The 18,807-nt window shown below is 32.1% G+C and carries 19 protein-coding genes; 9 read left to right on the top strand and 10 right to left on the bottom strand.

Annotation, left to right across the window (positions count from 1 at the left end):
- Nucleotides 1-19 precede the first annotated feature (19 nt).
- The gene (locus tag LS73_RS01140) at nucleotides 20-436 is read left to right on the top strand and encodes a flagellar FliJ family protein (RefSeq protein WP_034559122.1); all 417 of its coding nucleotides are present in this window, start codon (nucleotides 20-22) and stop codon (nucleotides 434-436) included.
- Between the two features lie 394 nt (nucleotides 437-830).
- Here LS73_RS01140 and LS73_RS01135 read toward each other — a convergent pair whose 3' ends face one another.
- Genes LS73_RS01135 through LS73_RS01125 form a run of 3 tightly spaced genes read right to left on the bottom strand, consistent with a single transcriptional unit; the run spans nucleotide 831 to nucleotide 3,365 of the window.
- Nucleotides 831-1,463, bottom strand: coding sequence for a 3-oxoacid CoA-transferase subunit B (locus tag LS73_RS01135; RefSeq protein ID WP_034559124.1), 633 nt, complete (start codon nucleotides 1,461-1,463; stop codon nucleotides 831-833).
- Between the two features lies 1 nt (nucleotide 1,464).
- Nucleotides 1,465-2,154 carry a CoA transferase subunit A gene (locus tag LS73_RS01130; RefSeq protein WP_034559126.1) on the bottom strand — a complete coding sequence of 230 codons (690 nt, stop codon included), beginning with the start codon at nucleotides 2,152-2,154 and terminating at the stop codon, nucleotides 1,465-1,467.
- Nucleotides 2,155-2,168: 14 nt separating this feature from the next.
- Complete coding sequence (locus LS73_RS01125; protein WP_034559128.1) at nucleotides 2,169-3,365, bottom strand: acetyl-CoA C-acetyltransferase; 1,197 nt, start codon at nucleotides 3,363-3,365, stop codon at nucleotides 2,169-2,171.
- 237 nt (nucleotides 3,366-3,602) lie between these two features.
- Here LS73_RS01125 and LS73_RS01120 point away from each other — a divergent pair, with 237 nt between their 5' ends.
- On the top strand, nucleotides 3,603-5,123 hold the full coding sequence (locus LS73_RS01120; protein ID WP_034559131.1) for an OmpP1/FadL family transporter: 1,521 nt from the start codon (nucleotides 3,603-3,605) through the stop codon (nucleotides 5,121-5,123).
- 124 nt (nucleotides 5,124-5,247) lie between these two features.
- Here LS73_RS01120 and LS73_RS01115 read toward each other — a convergent pair whose 3' ends face one another.
- Nucleotides 5,248-6,972 (bottom strand): proline--tRNA ligase, encoded by a 1,725-nt coding sequence (locus tag LS73_RS01115; protein ID WP_034559133.1) that lies wholly within the window; start codon nucleotides 6,970-6,972, stop codon nucleotides 5,248-5,250.
- 181 nt (nucleotides 6,973-7,153) lie between these two features.
- On the opposite strand from LS73_RS01115, the gene LS73_RS01110 reads away from it, so the two are divergent.
- The 4 genes from LS73_RS01110 (at nucleotide 7,154) to LS73_RS01095 (ending at nucleotide 11,200) form a co-directional block, all read left to right on the top strand.
- Nucleotides 7,154-7,699, top strand: coding sequence for a DUF507 family protein (locus tag LS73_RS01110; protein WP_034559136.1), 546 nt, complete (start codon nucleotides 7,154-7,156; stop codon nucleotides 7,697-7,699).
- A gap of 1 nt (nucleotide 7,700) precedes the next feature.
- Nucleotides 7,701-8,915 (top strand): glutamine-hydrolyzing carbamoyl-phosphate synthase small subunit, encoded by a 1,215-nt coding sequence (gene carA / locus LS73_RS01105; protein WP_052089890.1) that lies wholly within the window; start codon nucleotides 7,701-7,703, stop codon nucleotides 8,913-8,915.
- Nucleotides 8,912-10,015, top strand: coding sequence for a cytochrome-c peroxidase (locus LS73_RS01100; protein WP_233708851.1), 1,104 nt, complete (start codon nucleotides 8,912-8,914; stop codon nucleotides 10,013-10,015). Before carA ends, LS73_RS01100 begins: the two co-directional genes overlap by 4 nt.
- A 273-nt stretch (nucleotides 10,016-10,288) precedes the next feature.
- Nucleotides 10,289-11,200 carry an AEC family transporter gene (locus tag LS73_RS01095; RefSeq protein WP_034559139.1) on the top strand — a complete coding sequence of 304 codons (912 nt, stop codon included), beginning with the start codon at nucleotides 10,289-10,291 and terminating at the stop codon, nucleotides 11,198-11,200.
- Nucleotides 11,201-11,566: 366 nt separating this feature from the next.
- On the opposite strand, the gene LS73_RS01090 is transcribed toward LS73_RS01095, so the two are convergent.
- The 5 genes from LS73_RS01090 to LS73_RS01070 all read right to left on the bottom strand — a co-directional run bounded on the left by LS73_RS01090 (nucleotide 11,567) and on the right by LS73_RS01070 (nucleotide 15,407).
- The gene (locus tag LS73_RS01090) at nucleotides 11,567-11,827 is read right to left on the bottom strand and encodes a hypothetical protein (RefSeq protein WP_034559141.1); all 261 of its coding nucleotides are present in this window, start codon (nucleotides 11,825-11,827) and stop codon (nucleotides 11,567-11,569) included.
- Between the two features lie 213 nt (nucleotides 11,828-12,040).
- Nucleotides 12,041-12,370 carry a divalent-cation tolerance protein CutA gene (cutA, locus tag LS73_RS01085; RefSeq protein ID WP_034559144.1) on the bottom strand — a complete coding sequence of 110 codons (330 nt, stop codon included), beginning with the start codon at nucleotides 12,368-12,370 and terminating at the stop codon, nucleotides 12,041-12,043.
- A gap of 152 nt (nucleotides 12,371-12,522) precedes the next feature.
- Nucleotides 12,523-13,701, bottom strand: coding sequence for a translation elongation factor Ts (gene tsf / locus LS73_RS01080; protein ID WP_081955647.1), 1,179 nt, complete (start codon nucleotides 13,699-13,701; stop codon nucleotides 12,523-12,525).
- 15 nt (nucleotides 13,702-13,716) lie between these two features.
- Nucleotides 13,717-14,544 carry a 30S ribosomal protein S2 gene (gene rpsB, locus LS73_RS01075; RefSeq protein ID WP_034559146.1) on the bottom strand — a complete coding sequence of 276 codons (828 nt, stop codon included), beginning with the start codon at nucleotides 14,542-14,544 and terminating at the stop codon, nucleotides 13,717-13,719.
- A gap of 239 nt (nucleotides 14,545-14,783) precedes the next feature.
- The gene (locus LS73_RS01070; protein ID WP_052089893.1) at nucleotides 14,784-15,407 is read right to left on the bottom strand and encodes an IMPACT family protein; all 624 of its coding nucleotides are present in this window, start codon (nucleotides 15,405-15,407) and stop codon (nucleotides 14,784-14,786) included.
- 110 nt (nucleotides 15,408-15,517) lie between these two features.
- Here LS73_RS01070 and LS73_RS01065 point away from each other — a divergent pair, with 110 nt between their 5' ends.
- Together LS73_RS01065 and LS73_RS01060 are read left to right on the top strand one after the other, a co-directional pair.
- Nucleotides 15,518-15,964, top strand: a complete 447-nt coding sequence (locus LS73_RS01065; protein ID WP_034559148.1) for a thioesterase — start codon at nucleotides 15,518-15,520, stop codon at nucleotides 15,962-15,964.
- Nucleotides 15,961-17,163 (top strand): glycosyltransferase, encoded by a 1,203-nt coding sequence (locus LS73_RS01060; RefSeq protein ID WP_034559150.1) that lies wholly within the window; start codon nucleotides 15,961-15,963, stop codon nucleotides 17,161-17,163. The genes LS73_RS01065 and LS73_RS01060 overlap by 4 nt, the downstream gene beginning before the upstream one ends.
- Nucleotides 17,164-17,325: 162 nt before the next feature.
- Here the strand turns inward: LS73_RS01060 and LS73_RS01055 are convergent, their stop codons facing one another.
- The gene (locus LS73_RS01055) at nucleotides 17,326-17,883 is read right to left on the bottom strand and encodes a hypothetical protein (protein ID WP_052089896.1); all 558 of its coding nucleotides are present in this window, start codon (nucleotides 17,881-17,883) and stop codon (nucleotides 17,326-17,328) included.
- Between the two features lie 107 nt (nucleotides 17,884-17,990).
- Here LS73_RS01055 and LS73_RS01050 point away from each other — a divergent pair, with 107 nt between their 5' ends.
- A complete protein-coding gene (locus tag LS73_RS01050) occupies nucleotides 17,991-18,758 on the top strand; it encodes a TSUP family transporter (protein ID WP_034559152.1) in 768 nt (255 codons plus the stop codon).
- The last annotated feature ends 49 nt before the right edge of the window (nucleotides 18,759-18,807 follow it).

Genomic DNA, 18,807 nt, shown 5'->3' with positions numbered 1-18,807 from the left:
TAAATTAGGATAAAAATTAATGGAAATAAAGCTTATTAGTCTTATAAAAATAGCCAAGCAAAAGCTACTAGAGCATGAACGTAGTCTTGCAAATAATCAAGCTTTGATTATGAGGTTACATTCAGAAATTGATAAAATCAATGTAGAGATTTCAGCGATTGAAATGCCAGTTTCTGGTAATTTTGCTTCTTATCAGATGAGTAGAGCGGGAATACATGCTTATTTATATAAAATAGACGATTTACGTTCTCAAATTTCCACTTTACTAAAAGAGCAAGAGACGATAAAGAAAAATATTCGCATAGCGCACCTTAATCATGAAAAGATGATTTATGTATATAATCAAGCCAAGAACAAAAAAGATGCATATCTAAAAAACATAGAGGATAAGCAACTAGATGAAACTAGTATAATGCTGCATGCTAGGGCTAAATAATATCAATTACTTCTAATTATATATAATATTTGTTTGTGTAGACATATATTTATTATGCCTCAATTTTTCGTTATGAAATTGGTATTTATGAAACGTTAGATTCTGTGTTGTGTATGCTTAGAAATATATCTTGTTTATTAAGAGATAATCCTAATATTTTGTTTTATGTAGGCATTCTAGCAGAAAGCTTATTTTATTGGAAGTTTTTTTACTTTCTAAGATATTGCCAATACAAGCGGATATAGCTAAGATTTACACCTATTGTTAAGTATGTAAAAATATATAAAAGCCTTATAATCCTCTTATAACCAAGCTAATATCCCAGTGAGCCATATTTGCTGAAATATATTTATGTAATGAAGACTATAATCTAATCCAACTTGGCATATATTTGCTACAAGCAGATTCTAAATTCAGCCTCCGTATTGGACTTAACATCATCTATTGTTACATTTGGTTGTAACTCTATAAGCTGCATTTCCCCATTTTTGAAATCAAAAACGCCAAGCTCGGTTATTAATCGATTAACTACATTTTTGCCTGTTAGAGGCAATCCACAGTTTTTCTTTACTTTACTTTCACCTTTTTTATTAACATGCTCCATTACTACTACTATTTTTTTTGCGCCATTTACTAGATCCATGGCTCCACCCATGCCCTTTACTAGTTTTTTTGGGATCATATAGTTTGCTAAATCTCCATACTGTGAAACTTCCATACCACCTAATATTGCCAAATCAATATGCCCGCCTCGAATCATTGCAAAAGATTCAGCACTATCAAAGAAGCTAGCACCCCTGATCGCTGTAACTGTTTCTTTACCCGCATTAATTAAATCAGGGTCTACTTCATCTTTACTAGGATATGCCCCAATGCCTAGCAATCCATTTTCTGAATGCAGAAATACATTTAATCCTAATTTATCAATTTCATTTGCTATAAGAGTTGGAATCCCAATTCCTAGATTGATATACATTCCGCTTTTAACTTCTTTTGTAGCTCGCTTGACTATAATTTCTTTTGACATGTTATCCCTCCCTTATAATAGTTTTTTCTATGCGTTTTTCATATTGCTTGCCCAAATAGACAAAATCTATGTATATACCGGGTAAATGTATAGAATCTGGCTCTATTTCATCTACTATTTCTTCTACCTCAGCAATGCTTACATTAGCTGCCATTGCACATAAGGGATTAAAATTTCTAGCCGTTTTATTGAATATTAGATTCCCATATTTATCGCCTTTTTTAGCTTTAACTAATCCAAAATCGCCTTTTATAGCTTTCTCTAGTAGATATTCCTTTCCATCAAATATCTTAGTTTCCTTGCCTTCTGCTATGGCAGTGCCAATACCTGTTGGTGTATAGAATGCCGCAATGCCTGCTCCACCTGCTCTAAGCTGCTCTGCTAATGTACCTTGTGGTGTTAAAATTACTTCTATTTCGCCGTTTATGAATTGTTGTTCAAAAAGTTTATTCTCACCCACATAAGAAGCTACAATCTTTTTAATCTGTTTATTTTGAAGCAAAATACCAAGCCCGCAATCATCAATCCCACAGTTATTGCTAACAATAGTAAGATCTCTTACTCCAATTCGTTTTATTTCTGCAATGCAATGCTCTGGGATTCCACATAACCCAAATCCACCTACAAGCAATATATCCCCGTTTTTTACATCTTTGAGAGCGATTTCTAGCGAATCAATAATCTTATTCATAGTATTTCCTTAAATTATTCATTAATCTCAATAATGGTGCTTATTCCTTGCCCACCACCTATGCAAAGAGTGGCTAATCCTAAGTTCTTTTTTTGCCTTCGCATTGCATAAATAAGTGTAGTTAGGATTCTAGCCCCACTTGCTCCAATTGGATGTCCAAGTGCAATAGCACCACCATGAATATTTACCTTATCCAAGTTGTTATCAAGTCCTAACTCTCTAATAGTTGCAATGCTTTGTGATGCGAAAGCTTCATTTGCTTCTATCAAATCTATGTCATTTATATTTAATTTAGCCCTCTGAAGAGCTGTTTTTGCTGCAAAAGCAGCTCCAATTCCCATAATACTTGGTTCTACCCCTACATTTCCAAAGTTTTTAATTTGAGCTAATATAGGCATACCTAGTTCTTTTGCTTTATTTTTATCCATAAGCAAAAGCATAGCTGCCCCATCATTTATTCCGGAGGAATTTCCAGCTGTTACGCTTCCTTCTTTGTCAAAGGCTGGCTTTAGTTTTGACAAGGATTCTATTGTTGTATTTGATTTTACAAATTCATCAATGGCAAATATTCTTTGTTCTTTTTTTTCTTGAATACTTAATGGAACAACCTCATCTTTGAATGTCCCTTCATTTATCGCTTTGCCAGCTTTTATTTGAGAATCTAATGAAAACCTGTCTTGTTCCTGCCTGCTAATTTTATATTGCTTTGCAATATTTTCTGCAGTTATGCCCATATGATAATTATTAATAGCGCACCATAATCCATCTTGTATCATTGTATCTATACAGGTTTGATTTCCCATTCTATATCCAGAGCGAATTCTCTCCAATGCAAATGGTGCTAGAGACATATTTTCTACACCGCCAGCTAAGACAATCTCATTTTCTCCTAGTGCTATACTATTGTATGCTAACTCTACTGCTTTTAGTCCAGACCCACATACATCATTAATTACATATCCATTTGATTGCACACTCATATTGCATTGTAATGCTACTTGTCTAGCGAGATTTTGCCCTTGAGTGCTTTGCAATACTTGACCTAATATTAGACTATTAATACATGTGGGATCAAGCCTTAATTCCTCAATAATGGCTTTTGCCACTGTGCTTGCTAAAATTAATGCCTTAATATCCTTCAAACTCCCTAAGAATGATCCTATTGGAGTTCTCTTTGCTGCTACTATAACGACTTCTTTTAATGTTTGCATTATTGCTCCTTTTGAGACGTATCATAACTAAATATTTATTTTATTCTTGCGAGATTATACATTGATGTTTTTTGTCTATTGTGTTTGTTGCAATTTAGTAACAAAATGAAAATGTCATATTTATGTAATTTTAATGAGAATCTATTATAAAATACTGCCTTGCTTGATTTATTTGCTTGCAGACATAATTATTGCATATTGCATTCTTAAATAAAACTAGTTAAAAAAGAGTAATTTATGATTGAATTCTTAAAAAATAAAACAGTGCCATTAAGTTATTGTTTGATTTTATATAGTCAGTGTGAAGCTTCCGGATTTCGTTTAACAGAGCAAAGCTTAAATGGAACTGCTCTAAATTCTGCTTACATTGCTGGAGCTTATGGGGCAGATTCTACATATTACAATCCTGCAAATATGAGTTTTTCAGATAGCAGTAAGAGTGAATTTGAAATTAATGGAACATTAATTCTTATCCCAGCCTTTAATTTTGATACAGAAAATAGAGATAAGGGAATTAATGTTAAGGGCTCTGGCTTAGCAGGAGCAGCTACTGGACATTTTTGTGAAGTTAATGGGCAATCTCAAAAGAGTGGCAAGAATCCAAATCCCAATAATATTTGTGGTAACTCAAGAGTGCTTGGTAATGCTAAGTTAACATTGCAACCTGTGCCAAAAATTTTTATTAAATCGCGCTCTTTAGCCTTACCTTTTAATCTTAAGGCAAATTATGGCTTCTCATTTACTACACCATCTGGTTTATCTATGCAATGGGGAGGACAAGGAGGAGGATTTTTAAAAGATGTAAGCATCGCTATGCTTGAGCTTAATCCCGTAGCATCCATTGCTTGGAAGGACTTTATAGCTTTTGGAGCTGGGTTTAGAGCTATATATACCTTTGGACAATTTAATAATACTTTATATGTGCCATTTAATATCAATATTAATATGGGTAAAATAGGAAGTATTAATTCTTTTGGCACAACTAAGGCTGATCAAACATCTGGAGCATCTGCATGGGGCTTTGGATATAATCTAGCTACAACAATAAAGCCATTTGCTTTATTTGATCTGGGCGAATCTTCTTATTTTAAGAATCTAGCCATAGCTATTACTTATCGCTCTAATGTTCATTGGGATATAAAAGGCAGGCTATCAGCTAATTCCTTTGTATATCAGGGCACTGGACTTACTAAGGTTGAGGGTTTTATTAGAATGGATGCTGATTTAGTCCTTGCTACTGATTTACCACCGATTCTAAATATTGGTGTGTCAAATGATTTTGGAAATCATAGATTAGAATTTGTGTATGAGAGGACATTTTGGGGAAGTGCAAAGATATTTGAGTTTGGCTATTCTAATCAAGTCTTTGATAAGAGTAATTTAAAAGGAACAGGAGCTAGTTTTGTTAATCCTGAACAAATGCTAGGAGCGGCAGATTACTCTGCAGTAGCATATGGCAATGGTTGGAAAGATTCTAATGCTTATCGTTTGGGTTATACTTATTCTAAAAAAAGCCATAAATTAATGGGTAGTATAGCCTATGATGAGACACCAGCCCCACAAGGAGAATTTGGTATCCCAGATGCTAATGCCTATATGTTTGGTCTTGGATATAGAAAGAAGTTATTTAAAGATTCGCTAGATTTGGGTATTTCATATTCTTTGGCTCTAAAAGACAATAGAAAAAGCTTCATAGTTTCACATGATGGATTTGGACAGCTGCATTTATTTACTATTGGTGCCAAGTATATATGGTAATAAATAGTAAAAAGCAAAAAGATATATTATAGGCATTTATAAAATGTAAGAATTCATGTAGATTTTTTGAAATCGCCTATTTATATTTTTATCATGAAAGCAATAAACATATTTTTTTATTTATTTAAAGTTCTGCTATTTCTTGTATTATTTTATTGTAGTTAAACTCTTTTTTTATTAACCCATCTCTTTTTATGATTTCTATCTTATTTTCTGCAAGCTTTTTGCCTACAACAATGGCATATTTAAATCCAATTAGCTCAAAGTCCTTTATTTTAGTCCCAAATCGTAAGTCCCTATCATCGAGTAAAACTTCAATATTTGATTCTATACAATGATTATATATTTCTTCTGCTTTTTTTACTTCTTGCTCATTTTTTATATTTGAAATAATGATTACAATCTTAAATGGTGCAATATTTCCCCATATACATCCAAGTTCATCGCTTTTTTGCTCTAGTATAGCTGATAGCAAACGAGTAGCACCGATGCCATAGCAACCCATTATAAACGGAGATGGTTTTCCATTTGAATCTAAAAAGTTAGCTTGCAGGGGAGTTGAATATTTAGTTCCTAACTTAAATATGTGTCCAACTTCAATTCCCTTTACATATTGTAGATTCCCTCCACATTTCACACATTTATCCCCCTCTTGCACCTCAACTAAGTCATAGTAGAATAAATCTTTAAATTCGCTTAGATTCACTCCTACATAATGATGCTCATGCTCATTTGCTCCGCATATCAAGTCTTCCCCATCTTTTAACTCGGAGTCAAATACAATAAATCTTGATTTTGTGATATTGCGTATATGTATTGGTCCAATAGAACCAGAAGGCAGATTGTATTTTTCTAGGAATTCGTTATCTGCTTCTAATATGTCTAACACATTGGTATCTATTGCCTTTAGGGCATTTAGGGCTTTTGTTGATTCTAGTTTGTCTTTACCTCGCATAAATAATATAGCAATGTCTTCTGAATCTTCTAGTAAGACTTTTTTCACCACAGCCTTGATTAAATAAAATGTATTGACATTGAAGAATTTACTTAAATCATCTATGGTTTTTACATTTGGGGTTGGGAATTTATGATATGGGTTACTAGTTTGTGGAGGCACATCATCACAAGTTTTTGGTAGTCTTTTTGCCGCTTCAATATTTGAAGAATATTCGCAACTTTTACAAACCACAAGCGTATCTTCGCCACACTCACTCAAAGCCATGAACTCTTTGCTTCCGCTACCTCCAATCGCACCAGAATCAGCCTCTACGACTCTAAAATTAAGTCCTAGCCTAGTAAAGATTCTGCTATATGTTTCATACATGTTTATAAACTCTTTATTCAAACATTCATTGGTAGCATGAAAACTGTATGCATCTTTCATAACAAATTCTCTAGCTCGAAGCAATCCAAATCTAGGTCTAGTCTCATCACGAAACTTTAAATTCACTTGATAGAGATTGATAGGTAATTGCTTATAGCTTTTTATATAGTTTTTTGCAATTTCACTAACGCATTCTTCATGTGTTGGTCCTAGCACGAATTCCGTCCCTTTTCTATCCTTAAATATTGCTAGTTCAGAGTATTGAGCATATCTCCCACTTTTTTCCCAAAGTGCGGCAGGTGTCAAAAATCCCATAGTTATTTCATTTGCTCCGGCTCTATTCATTTCTTCTCTTATTATGGTTTTTATTTTATTAAGCACTATATGTCCTAGCGGCAAGAAGTTATAGATTCCGCTCCCTATTTGATGTATAAAACCCGCCCTAAGTAGATAGATATGGCTCTTTAACACAGCATCTTTTGGAATCTCTTTTATTGTAGGGGCAAAAAGTCTTGAAAATCGCATAACTTTCCTTATTAGTTGGGCTTATCATATTTTTGATTATATCAAAACGAGCATTATTATGTTATAAGCATGTAAATATAGTCTATTAGGGCTTTGCTTTTTGGGAAGAATTCAAATTTTTTAATGATTTTTTTAGTAGAATCGCTACTTAATATTTAGATTCTAGGTTTAGGAGTGATTTATGAAATTAAAGCCCCAGCATGCCCAATTTCTTGCTAATCATATCGTGCTTAATTTAAGCAAATCACAAGGTATACAAATAGCTGCCACTATAGAGAATCTTAATAGGTTAGCTACTAATATCATCAAAGATGATATACAACAAGAATCAAATATAGAAAATAAGGTTCGAGATATATTAGAACAATACCAAGAAGAAATTGAAGAGGGTGACATCAATGAAAAACAACTTTTTGCTATGATAAAAAAACAAGTTGCAAAGGAGCAAGGCTTTTTGCTTTCTTATAATGAAAGATATAGCCAGTTAGCTCACAAAATATTAGATGAATTTATAGAAGAAAAATGTATTGTTTGTAATGTTCCTGAAAATACTGTGAAAAATATAATGTTGCAATCTGTGCAAGATTATATGAGATTCCAAGAAGATGCTTATGATGTTGTGATAGCTAAATTGAAGAACTATAATAGGAAGTTAATAGCAGGTAGCGATGAGTATGAGCTAGTTTTTGCAAGGCTATATGAAGAGGAACTAGCTAAGAGAGGCTAGCATGTTGAAAGATATTTTTGTATATTTTGAGAATGATGTGTTGATTAAGGCAAGTGGCTTTGGTGCAAAAAATCTTACAAATGATTATGTCGTAGGTGAGGCTATTTTTAACACATCTTTAACCGGCTATCAAGAAATTATTACAGACCCAAGTTATGCGGGACAGTTTATTGTTTTTTGTATGCCAGAGATTGGTATTGTAGGTTGTAATGAACAAGATATGGAATCAAGACAGACATTTGCAAGGGGTATTATTGTTAGAAATATTAATATTATTAAATCTAATTTTCGTGCTAAACAAAATCTATTGTCCTTTTGTCAGCAGTATAATCTAGTTGGAATCTGCAACATAGACACTCGAAGTATAGTAAAAATGCTACGAGATAATGGCTCAATGATGATGATAGTTTCATATAACATAAGCAATAAAGAATCTCTAAGAAAAATTCTCAAAAGTGAGAAAAATATTAATCAGATGGCTTTATTGCAAGAGGTGAGCACTAAGCATACATATATACATAAAGAATGTGTATTTAACTTTGATACATTTGATTATGCTTTAGCAGATGATTTTGATTCTAATATGACAAATGGCAATCAAGATAGCCAAAGACGCAAAAAAATTGTTGCTATTGACTTTGGAATCAAACGTAATATTTTGAATGAGCTAAGCGAAGTCGGGTTATTTGTTGAGGTTATTCCGCATGATTTTGATCCTAATGATTTAGTTAGAAGATATATCTCAAAAGAAATTGGTGGTATATTTCTTAGCAATGGTCCAGGCAATCCGCAATTCTTGCAAAATGAGATTGAAAAAATAAAGATTCTAATTGAAGCCAAGATTCCTATATTTGGAATTTGTCTAGGACATCAGTTATTAAGCAATGCCTTTGGCTATCCTACTTATAAGTTAAAATTTGGACAGCATGGTGGTAATCATCCTGTAAAAAATATGCAAACAAATGTCCTAGAAATTACTGCTCAAAACCATAATTATAACGTCCCAGAATCTATATCCGAGGTAGCAATTATTACACATAGAAACCTATTTGATAATACAATCGAAGGTGTTCGATATAAGAATTATCCAATTTTCTCTCTACAGTATCATCCAGAATCAAGCCCTGGTCCAAGAGAAGCTAGGAATATTTTTCTTGATTTTGCCAAGATTGTAGATTTTACTCTTGACTTAAGTGATTCTAAAGGATTATCTTGAGTAATAAAATCAAGCTTTATATTCTAAATAGATATAGTGTTAGTATTTTATGCACTGTTGTTGTAACAGTTGTGTGTATTATATTTTTCTATGTTTTATCTGGGTTTACTGATGTAGCCTTACGTGTAAAAGAAGTTATGGATAGGGCAAATGCTAGCGGTTTACAACCATTGCCCAGTGATTCTAAGCTTTTATCTATGCAAAAGTCAATGCTTTCTATATCAAAAATGACAAAGGAGCAAATAGAATTAGGCAAGATTTTATATTTCGATCCGCGCTTGAGTGGAGATAAACAGCATTCTTGTAATTCTTGTCATAATATATCTTTAAATGGCATAAACGCCAGAAAGCTAGATAATGTTGCCAATCATCTAGCAACGCCTAGTATCTTTAATGTAATGTTTAATGATTCTCTTTATTATCAAGGGTATATTAACAAAACTGATAGAGCAGATAAGAATACAACTAATCTAGCATCAAACAATATCGTGTCAAGGGCAGTTTTAAGAGCTATTGGTGCACCGAATGAAATGAATAGCAATATAACTAGAATTATTGATGACATTACAAAGTCAGAAGAATATATGTCTTATTTTATGCGTGCATATGGTGTAAAAGTAAAGATTACTCCAGAAATTATTGCTGATAGTGTAGCTAGTTTTATAATGACACTTAATACCTTTAGTAGATATGATGATTTCTTATCTGGAAATATAAGGGCTTTAAGCGTAGATGAGTCTGAAGGACTTGGAATCTTTATTGATAATGGTTGTGTAGCTTGTCATAATGGAATTAACTTAGGTGGAAGCATGCAGCCATTTGAGATTATGCAAGAATATAAGTTTAAGAAATTAGGAGGATTGGAATCAGATTCTAATAATATGCTAAAAGTTCCCACCTTACGCAACATAACAGTTTTACAACCATATTTTCATAATGGCGCATTCAATAAGATAGATGATGCAATAAAGGAAATGGGATATATCCAAGTTGGAATTAATTTATCAGCCAAGGATATAAAAAAGATTATTTTATTCTTTGGGACATTACGTGGAAGCTTAGAACCAATAGAATTACCAATATTGCCATTTATGCAATAAATATCTATATTATGCAGATTTTAAGAAGTTATTTGCAAATTTCGTTTTAATCTTCCATTATATTAAATTTCAAAACATTATCAAACTCTATACACAAATCGTTTATTAAGCATTTATAGCAAATATAATTGAGATAAAATTATGGCTTATATGCTAGGTTTATCATCATTGTTTGGCTTATGTAATGTAGTATATGAATTTGTATAGATTATTTAGGCTAGCTACATTTTATATTGCTGCTATAATTTATTATTTTAAGCATAAGGGCTAGCTATGATATTAGCAATGTATAGCATATTTGTCTTTATTTTAATTGGTTATGTGGCAAAAGTTTTGCGTTTGGTAGGCAATAAACAAAGTGGTATTTTGCTTGGGTTTTTGCTAAATTTTGCCTTGCCTGCTCAAGTCTTCAATGGGACATATCATGCTGAAATTAACTTATCTTTTTTGTTCATGTGTTTAATTGCACTATTATGCAATATTGTTTCTGCTTGTTTTTTATTAATAATAGGGCGAATTTTTGGCATAAACAAGGATAATATTATCGTCCTTTGTCTTATGGGTATGTTAGGCAATACCTTATATTTGGGGTTGCCAATTATTAAGGGGGCATTAGGTAGCGATTATGCAAATCAGGTAGTAATCTATGATCAATTTGTAACAGGCATTCCATTTGCTTTTCTTGCTCCAATTATATTAAGTTTAGGAGGCAAAGGCAAGTTTTCTTTTCATGCTGTTATTGTTAGACTTTGTAAAAGTCCTTTGTTTTTGTCTCTTATTTGTGGTTTTGCCTTTCGTCTCATTCCATTTAAGATTCCAACTGAATTATTTGTTCCATTGCAGAGTTTAGCTCAAACTGCTACACCTGTGGCATTATTTGCTATTGGCGTACAACTTGATTTGAAAGGTATACTGGATTGGAAGCTAACTGCTTTGCTTTTAAGCGGAAAAATGATTCTTGCTCCACTAATTTTATTTTTATATATATATGTTATGGAAGGTGCATTTAGCAATCAATGGCGTATGATCTTGCTAGAAGTTGCAATGCCACCGCTTATTAGCGGAGTAGCACTTTCTATAAAGGCAAAGCTAAATGTTCGTTTGGCATTAAATAGTGTTACATTTGGACTTTTTGTAAGCTTTGCAACTATTCCTATATGGATATACTTTATGAATATCATGTAGGACTTACCGCTTTAGTATAATACTTTAGCAATGTTTAAGATTTTAATCTAATAAGATATCGATATTTATGTAATTCACTTAAGTAACAATTATGATGTTCATAAGCCAAATTATTTTTAATTGTTACAAGATTATTGCATAAGTTAAAATCTTAAATCTATGCTAATCTGATTAATCTCTGATATTTTGATTTTATCCATACAGCAATGATAAATCTACTTAATTTTCATTACTACAGTTTTATTAATTGCTTGTAGTTTTATAGCATTTTAAGCAAGGAATAATTTTTAACAAGAGAATACAAAAATCTAAACATTAACATTTTAATAGACTATAAGTTCATTCTATTTTTACTTTAGAACATTGTTAGATATTTATACCGCCATAGATTTGAGCTACGTCTGCTTCTCTATCATCAGCTTCAAGCTTATCTTCTATAATTCTCCTAATTTCGTCATATTTCTTTGCCTTGGCGTAATTAAATAGCCAACTATCTACCCACTCTGGTGTAACTCCTCTTGTATTCCAACCTACTACGCCAGTGTAGCTAGCATTTACCATGCTAGCAAATTCTTTCTTTTTTAGTTTTAAAATCTTTAGCTGACTTTCAAAATCTTCAATCGTCATTACGTGCCCCTTGATGATAATATATTATTAATTATTGCAATAATGTTATTAAACCTAGATATATAAATTTTATAACTCTTATATAATAAAATAATTAAGATTAAGAGAAATGATTTTTTAATTATAACCTATAAATATTTCAAAATTAATTGATAATTTCTTAATTATGTTAAAATAATTCCATAAATTTTTACATAAGCAATACAATACTTATTAAAATCGTTGGGCATATTTATTTTTACAAGACTGTAATAACCATTTTTTATATGGTTTACTTACGTTTTTTAGCTTTATGGTAATGAATTCTGGAATATTATAACTATGCTTTTTTCGTATGATTTTATAAATTTTTTTGAGATTTTTTGAATCTGTTTTGCAATTAAGCAGAAATTCTTTCTCTTTTATTATTTCATCAAGCCAAATATACGCGCTCTTAACCTTATGTATTTGCGCGCAAGCAATGAGTCTTTTCTCCAAAAGCATATTAGAAATGTTTAAAAGTTCTTCTTTGTTATTGTTTGTTGTTTGCAAAAGCACTAGCATTATATTGCTCCTTAAGAATGGGCTAAGAGATTGAGTTTGTATATTTTAATATTTAGTATTTAATATTTAAACTCTACCCTATATGGTTCTTATTTATATGCCTTTTGCCTAAATTAGTATGAAACCAAAAAGCAACAAACAAATCTTATAATTTACTTCATCTGCGCGGCAACTTCTGCAGCAAAATTATCAACTTTTTTTTCAATACCTTCACCAAGCTCAAAACTTATAAACTTTACAACCCTTATGCTATCGCCTATTTCTTTGCTTTTTTGGGATATTATTTGCTCCACTGTTTTTTTATCATCAAACGCATATGGTTGCGCTAGGAGAGTTAGCCTCTGGTCTAGAATAGTATTATCCATTATAAATCTATCAATTTGACCAGATAATATCTTATCCCATACAGCTTCAGGCTTACCGTCTTTTTTAAGTTGCCCTAAGAGCTCATCTTTCTTTTTTTCTATTACGCTTTCGCTTAGTTCTAATTGACTTACATATTCGGGAATACGATTTAGTGGTTTTCCAAGTCTTTTTAATTCTTCATTCTCCTTGTCTAACTCTGCTATGATTGCTACTTTTTCTTTTGTTACAAAATCGATATTAATATCTTTGTAGCTTACTACCTTAGGCTTCATTGAAGCTACTTGCATACTAAGGGATTTTACTAAATCTTTAAGCTTTTCTAAATTTTTAGAATCATCACATTCAATAAGCACAATAGAGCCAATTTTTTTATTATGGTGCAAATACCCACCAACTATTTGATTTGGCTTACATACTATGGTATTAGCTCGTCTAACGACAATGTTTTCACCAATAATTGCAATCTTTTGCTTTAAATATTCTTCAAATGTTTGATTTTGAATGGTTAGCTGCATTAGACTGTCTGTATCATTCAAAACTCGTTTAAATGATAGCTCAAGTATGTTTTCTACTAGTTCTTGGAATGCTTCATTTTTTGCTACAAAATCTGTTTCAGAGTTTACTTCTACCAAAGTAGCTTTCTCATTATCCTTAGATAACTGTAATGCTATTACACCTTCTGCTGCTATTCTATCAGCTTTTTTTGCAGCTTTGCTTAAGCCTTTTTTGCGTAAATATTCAATTGCTTCTTCAATGTTGCCCGCACATTCCTTAAGTGCATTTTTGCATTCCATAATGCCGGCATCAGTTTTATCCCTTAGCTGCTTTACAAGCTTAGCAGAGATTTCTTGAGTTTTTGCACCAACTTCCTTTGCTAAATCTTTTGCCTCTTCTTTTAATTGTTCCCCTAGCATACTTGCTGCCTTTTTTGCATTATCTATTGCTTCTTTAGTTGAATCTCTCATATTTTATTCCTTTACTTATATTTCTTGTGTAGATTCTGTATTTTTATCATCTGCTAGCATTTCTTTTTTTAACTCTTCAAAAATCTCTTGTTTTTCTTCTTGTATAAGTTCTTTTTGATCTCCAAGTTCGCTTTGCTCCTCTGCATTATTTTCATTTTCGATTCCATTCATTTGTCTGCCTTCTATAATGGCATCGCTAATTTCTTTACAGAAAAGCTGTATAGATCGAATCGCATCATCATTGCCTGGTATTGGATAGTCAATTAGGTCTGGGTCGCAATTAGTATCAAGTGGTGCTACAACTGGAATCCCTAGCCTCCTAGCCTCACCTACTGCTATCTTTTCTTTAAGGGTGTCTATTACAAATATCATATCTGGAGCTTTTTTTAGATGTCTTATGCCGCCTAAATATTTGTTTAGTTTTTCTTTTTTTCTAAGTAGCATTAGTTTTTCTTTTTTTGTTAATAACTCCATTTGTCCGCTAGTTTCCATCTCTTCTATTATTTCTAGTTTGCGCACAGATTTTTTAATGGTGCTAAAGTTTGTAAGCATTCCTCCTAGCCAACGATAGTTCACATATGGCACATCTATTTTTTCTGCAAATTCTTTAAGTGTGTCGCTTGCTTGTTTCTTTGTTCCAACAAACATTATAACTTTTCCCTCGCTTGCCGCGTCCCTAACTACACTATATGTGTAGCGGAAATAACGCAATGTTTTTTGCAAGTCAATAATATGAATATTCTTTCTAACGCCAAAGATAAATTTCTTCATCTTTGGATTCCATCTTCTTGTTTGATGTCCAAAATGCACACCGCATTCTAATAGGTCTTTCATACTAACCATAAATTCTCCTTGATATTTTTAATTTTGGTTTTGCCGCCATGCTCCTTAACCCTACCTAACAAATATCCATTTGATTTATAAAAGCGGTAAGGCAACCAAATAAGGACTAGCATGTGTGAATTTTCACAGTCTTTTATTCTATATTATTTTTTGATATTTTTGGATAATTTTAAAGTCATCTGCTACAAGTTGTGCTTTGGCTTAATCTATAGATTCTGTAATTTTAGTATTTTGCTCTTTTACCTAGCTTTAATAGTAGCTAGAAGCTTATCTATATCTGGTGCTTTTCCATGTAGGGTAAATTCAAATGTATCTCCTAAAAACTCCTTATGTAAGATTTCTAGATTGTTGATTCTGATTAAGTATCCAATATAATCACATTGTGTAATAGAGTTTGTAATAGTAATTGTTTGTTTAGGAACATATAATTCTAATAGAGATTCGTTTCTAGCTTTTGCTATGACATCTAAACAAGCTTGCGTATATGCACGTACAAGCCCTCCAACACCAAGCTTTATGCCGCCAAAATAACGTACGCATATACATAAAACATCAATTATTTCTTCTCCACGTAAAACTACTAACATAGGAGTTCCTGCGCTTCCCTTTGGTTCTTTATCATCAGAGCTAGATTCTACTATTTGTGTGTTTGCATTGATTATGCGAGATGCAAACACAAAATGGTTAGCTTTTTTGTGTTCTGTTCGTAGGTTAGAGATAATACAATCTTTTGTTTCTGCTGTATGGTTTATTGTTTCTGAAAATACATAAAGATAGGCAATAAACTTTGATTGTTTTACTTCGTATATAGCTTTAGCGATAGGAAATGTAAAATCTTTATTCAATGCAGTTAAACAATACATTAAAATTTCCTTAAAAAACATATAGTTATTATGGATATGATATTATTTTTTGTGCTAGACTCTAATTGGCATTTGCACTATCAAATATTCTAGCTTAAAAGGGAGGATTTGTGGATACAGATGAAAGTATTTCGCAAGAGACGCAACTTACAAATCACTTGGAAGATAGGAGCATTGCTAGAGATTTGAATTTTAAGCTTTCAGGCGAGCTTGTTGGACTAGCAAGAAATTTATCTAAAGTGGTCTTTACTCCTACTTCAGAAATGTGCGTTGATTCTAGGCTTATTCATAGCGGATTTGTGTTTAGTGCAGCTGCTCATGCTGCCCTAACTGCTCTTAATAAAAAAAATAGCCTAATAATTGGAGCAGATATAAAGTTTTTAGCTCCAATAGAACTTGGACATGAAGTTGTTTTTCAAGCTGAAGCCCTGCAAGATGACACCAAGAAATGCGAGGTAAAGGTGGAGGGATTTTTGCTGGATATTAAAATTTTTTATGGCATATTCTTTGTCGCAGTGTTTGACAAGAAAATATTTAAATTAAAACTTGATAGATGATAATAGCCATTGTTGTAGATAGTTATAATGATAGAAGCAACGGGACTTCTATGACTGCATTTCGTTTTGCTCGTGAGTTAATACGCAGGGGTCATGATCTTCGTATAGTAGCTACCAAACCATCAGATATGGAACAGGATAAAGATGTAGTAATAGGTAGTGAAGGAGAGAAGCTATATTTTGTTAAAGAGAGATATATTCCGCTTGTTACAGAGATTTCGCATAAACAACATATGATATTTGGTTATCCAGATTCTAAAGTCTTAGAGTTAGCTATTAAGGGTTGTGATATTGTTCATTTTTATTTACCCTTTGCATTGGAGATTATGGGAGTGAAGATTTGCAGAAGGCTGAAAGTGCCTTATATAGGGGCTTTTCATCTTCAACCTCAACATATTAGCTACAATATGAATATGAATTTTGATTGGTTTAATAGTTTTATATTTAGAAGATTTTATAAGCAATTTTATGGCTATATACATCATATTCATTGTCCAAGCAAACTTATGGAAGCAGAGATACAAAGAGAGGGTTATGGAGGCAAAAAGTATGTAATAAGCAATGGATTTCAGTTTAATGTTAGCCAATCAATATTAGAGGCTGATTGCTTTAATGATTCTTTTTTTCATATTGCTTCTGTTGGTAGATTCTCTAAGGAGAAAAGGCAGGATATTTTGATTAAAGCTATTGCACGAAGTAAATATTCAGAGATTATCAAACTTCATTTGCATGGTATTGGTCCAAGGCAAGAATATCTACAAGAGCTTTGTAGTAGACTATTACATAATAGTCCAGAATTTGGATTCATAGAGAATTCTTTGTTAATTAATAAGCTAAAGTATATGAATTTATATGTGCATCCTGCACAAGTTGAAAGCGAGGCTATAGCTTGTTTGGAGGCTGTTTCTGCTGGGGTAGTGCCTGTTATTGCTGATTCTAAGGTTAGTGCTACAAATCAATTTGCCCTTGATTCTCGAAGTTTATTTATCACTAATGATATATCTGATTTGAGTGCCAAGATTGATTATTGGATAGAAAATAAAGATCAGCTAGAAGAAATGAAGATTAAATATAAGCAGTCTGCACAAAATTATGCTCTTGATAAGAGCATTGATAAAATTATTGAGGTATATAAAGAAGCAATAGAAGATTTTAGTAGCAATCCAAAGCTTTTTGATACATTTAATCCGCTTTGTTAGTTTATGTAATCCTCGTTTTGTTATATCAATAACTTTAACTCAATTATATTGAGTAAAACTTGATATTGTAGAAGTATCTTAAGGCTCTACTTTGCAAGATTTTATTTTGTTTGTATGGAACTATATTTATCATTTGAGTATTTTAATAAATTGACATGTTCATTATCTAGTCAAGTATTGCAATATAGATTCTGTAGTTGTCCCATTTTGGGTAAATATAATGGTGCGCATTTCTGTAGTGCTATCATAGATTACCCATAATCTTGTGATGCCTTTGTGACTTTTCTGCCAAATGTATGATATTGAACCATTTTGTAGTGCAATTTTCTTATTTCCCGTTGGCATTTTTTCTTGCAAAAAGCTAGCAAGCGGTATAGTTAAACGGAAGATGTTATAAGCTAATTGAATATCGGAATTTTTTATAAAGAATTTCTTTGCACCACTATTTTGATTGCACTCAAAAGGTAAGTCTTTAATTTTTTCTCCTTTGAATCTGCCATTATCTAATGCTCCAAATACTAGACTTCTATCAGGTGGGTACGCACAAAAATCAATGAATTCTAGTTTGGTCTTAGAATCTTTCTGAATTTTTGCCAGATCATATTGTTGAGCAAAAGATTCCTTAAAAAACTTTTCTCTAAGCTCAATAAAATCATCTGTCTCATTTATAGCAAACATATATTGCAAGGCACAAATCCCAATTATTACAATATATTTCATATTTTATCCTTATCTTTAGTATTATTTTTGCCTTGTCAAATAAGATTTAATGTCTTATCTATTAATAATTATTTATAATTTATTTTACCAATACATAAGGGTAAAAAATGATAGATGTAGTTATAGGCGATATTAGCATAGATACATTGGGCATACTTGTATTAGTAGCATTTGTTGCTGGGCTAATTGATTCTATTGCTGGGGGAGGCGGAATGATTACTATTCCGTCATTATGGCTTGCTGGAATACCACCACATATAGCTTTAGGCACAAATAAATTACAAAGCTGTTTTGGTAGCTTTAGCGCAGCATTGCATTTTTATAAGAAGGGCTTTTTAAATCTTAAGAATAATCTAGCATTCGTTATATCTGTATTTATTTTTGCTTCTCTTGGGGCATTGTTGGTTAGAGCCTTTGATGCAGAATTTTTATCTAAGTGCATTCCTTTTTTACTAATTATATTTGCGTTTTACTTTCTTTTTTCTCCCAAAGTTTCTAATCAAGAGAGTAAGCCTAGGTCGAATAGGTTTTTGCTTGGAATCGTATTTGGCATAATTGGTTTTTATGATGGATTTTTTGGTCCTGGTACTGGTTCATTTTTTATGTTAGCTGGAATCTTGCTAGGCGGTTTTAATATTACAAGCTCCCTAGCACATGCCAAACTATATAATTTCATATCCAATTTTGCTTCATTGCTAATATTTGCTTTAGGTGGACAAGTATTATGGATATTAGGCATTACTATGGGCGTTGGACAATTCTTAGGGGCAAATATTGGGTCAAGACTTGCTATTCGCTATGGGGTTAAAATCATAAAGCCGTTAGTTGTTATTGTTTCTTTAGTTATGTGCGTTAAGTTATTATTTTTTACTTAGATTAAGATGATATTTATATTTAGTTTGTATTAAATTATAATAAATGTCT

Origin of the sequence: Helicobacter muridarum (assembly GCF_000765805.2) — a bacterium.
GTDB classification, from domain to species: Bacteria; Campylobacterota; Campylobacteria; order Campylobacterales; family Helicobacteraceae; genus Helicobacter_A; species Helicobacter_A muridarum.
Note: the sequence above shows the minus strand (reverse complement) of the source record. Positions and strands in the feature narration are given on the sequence as shown.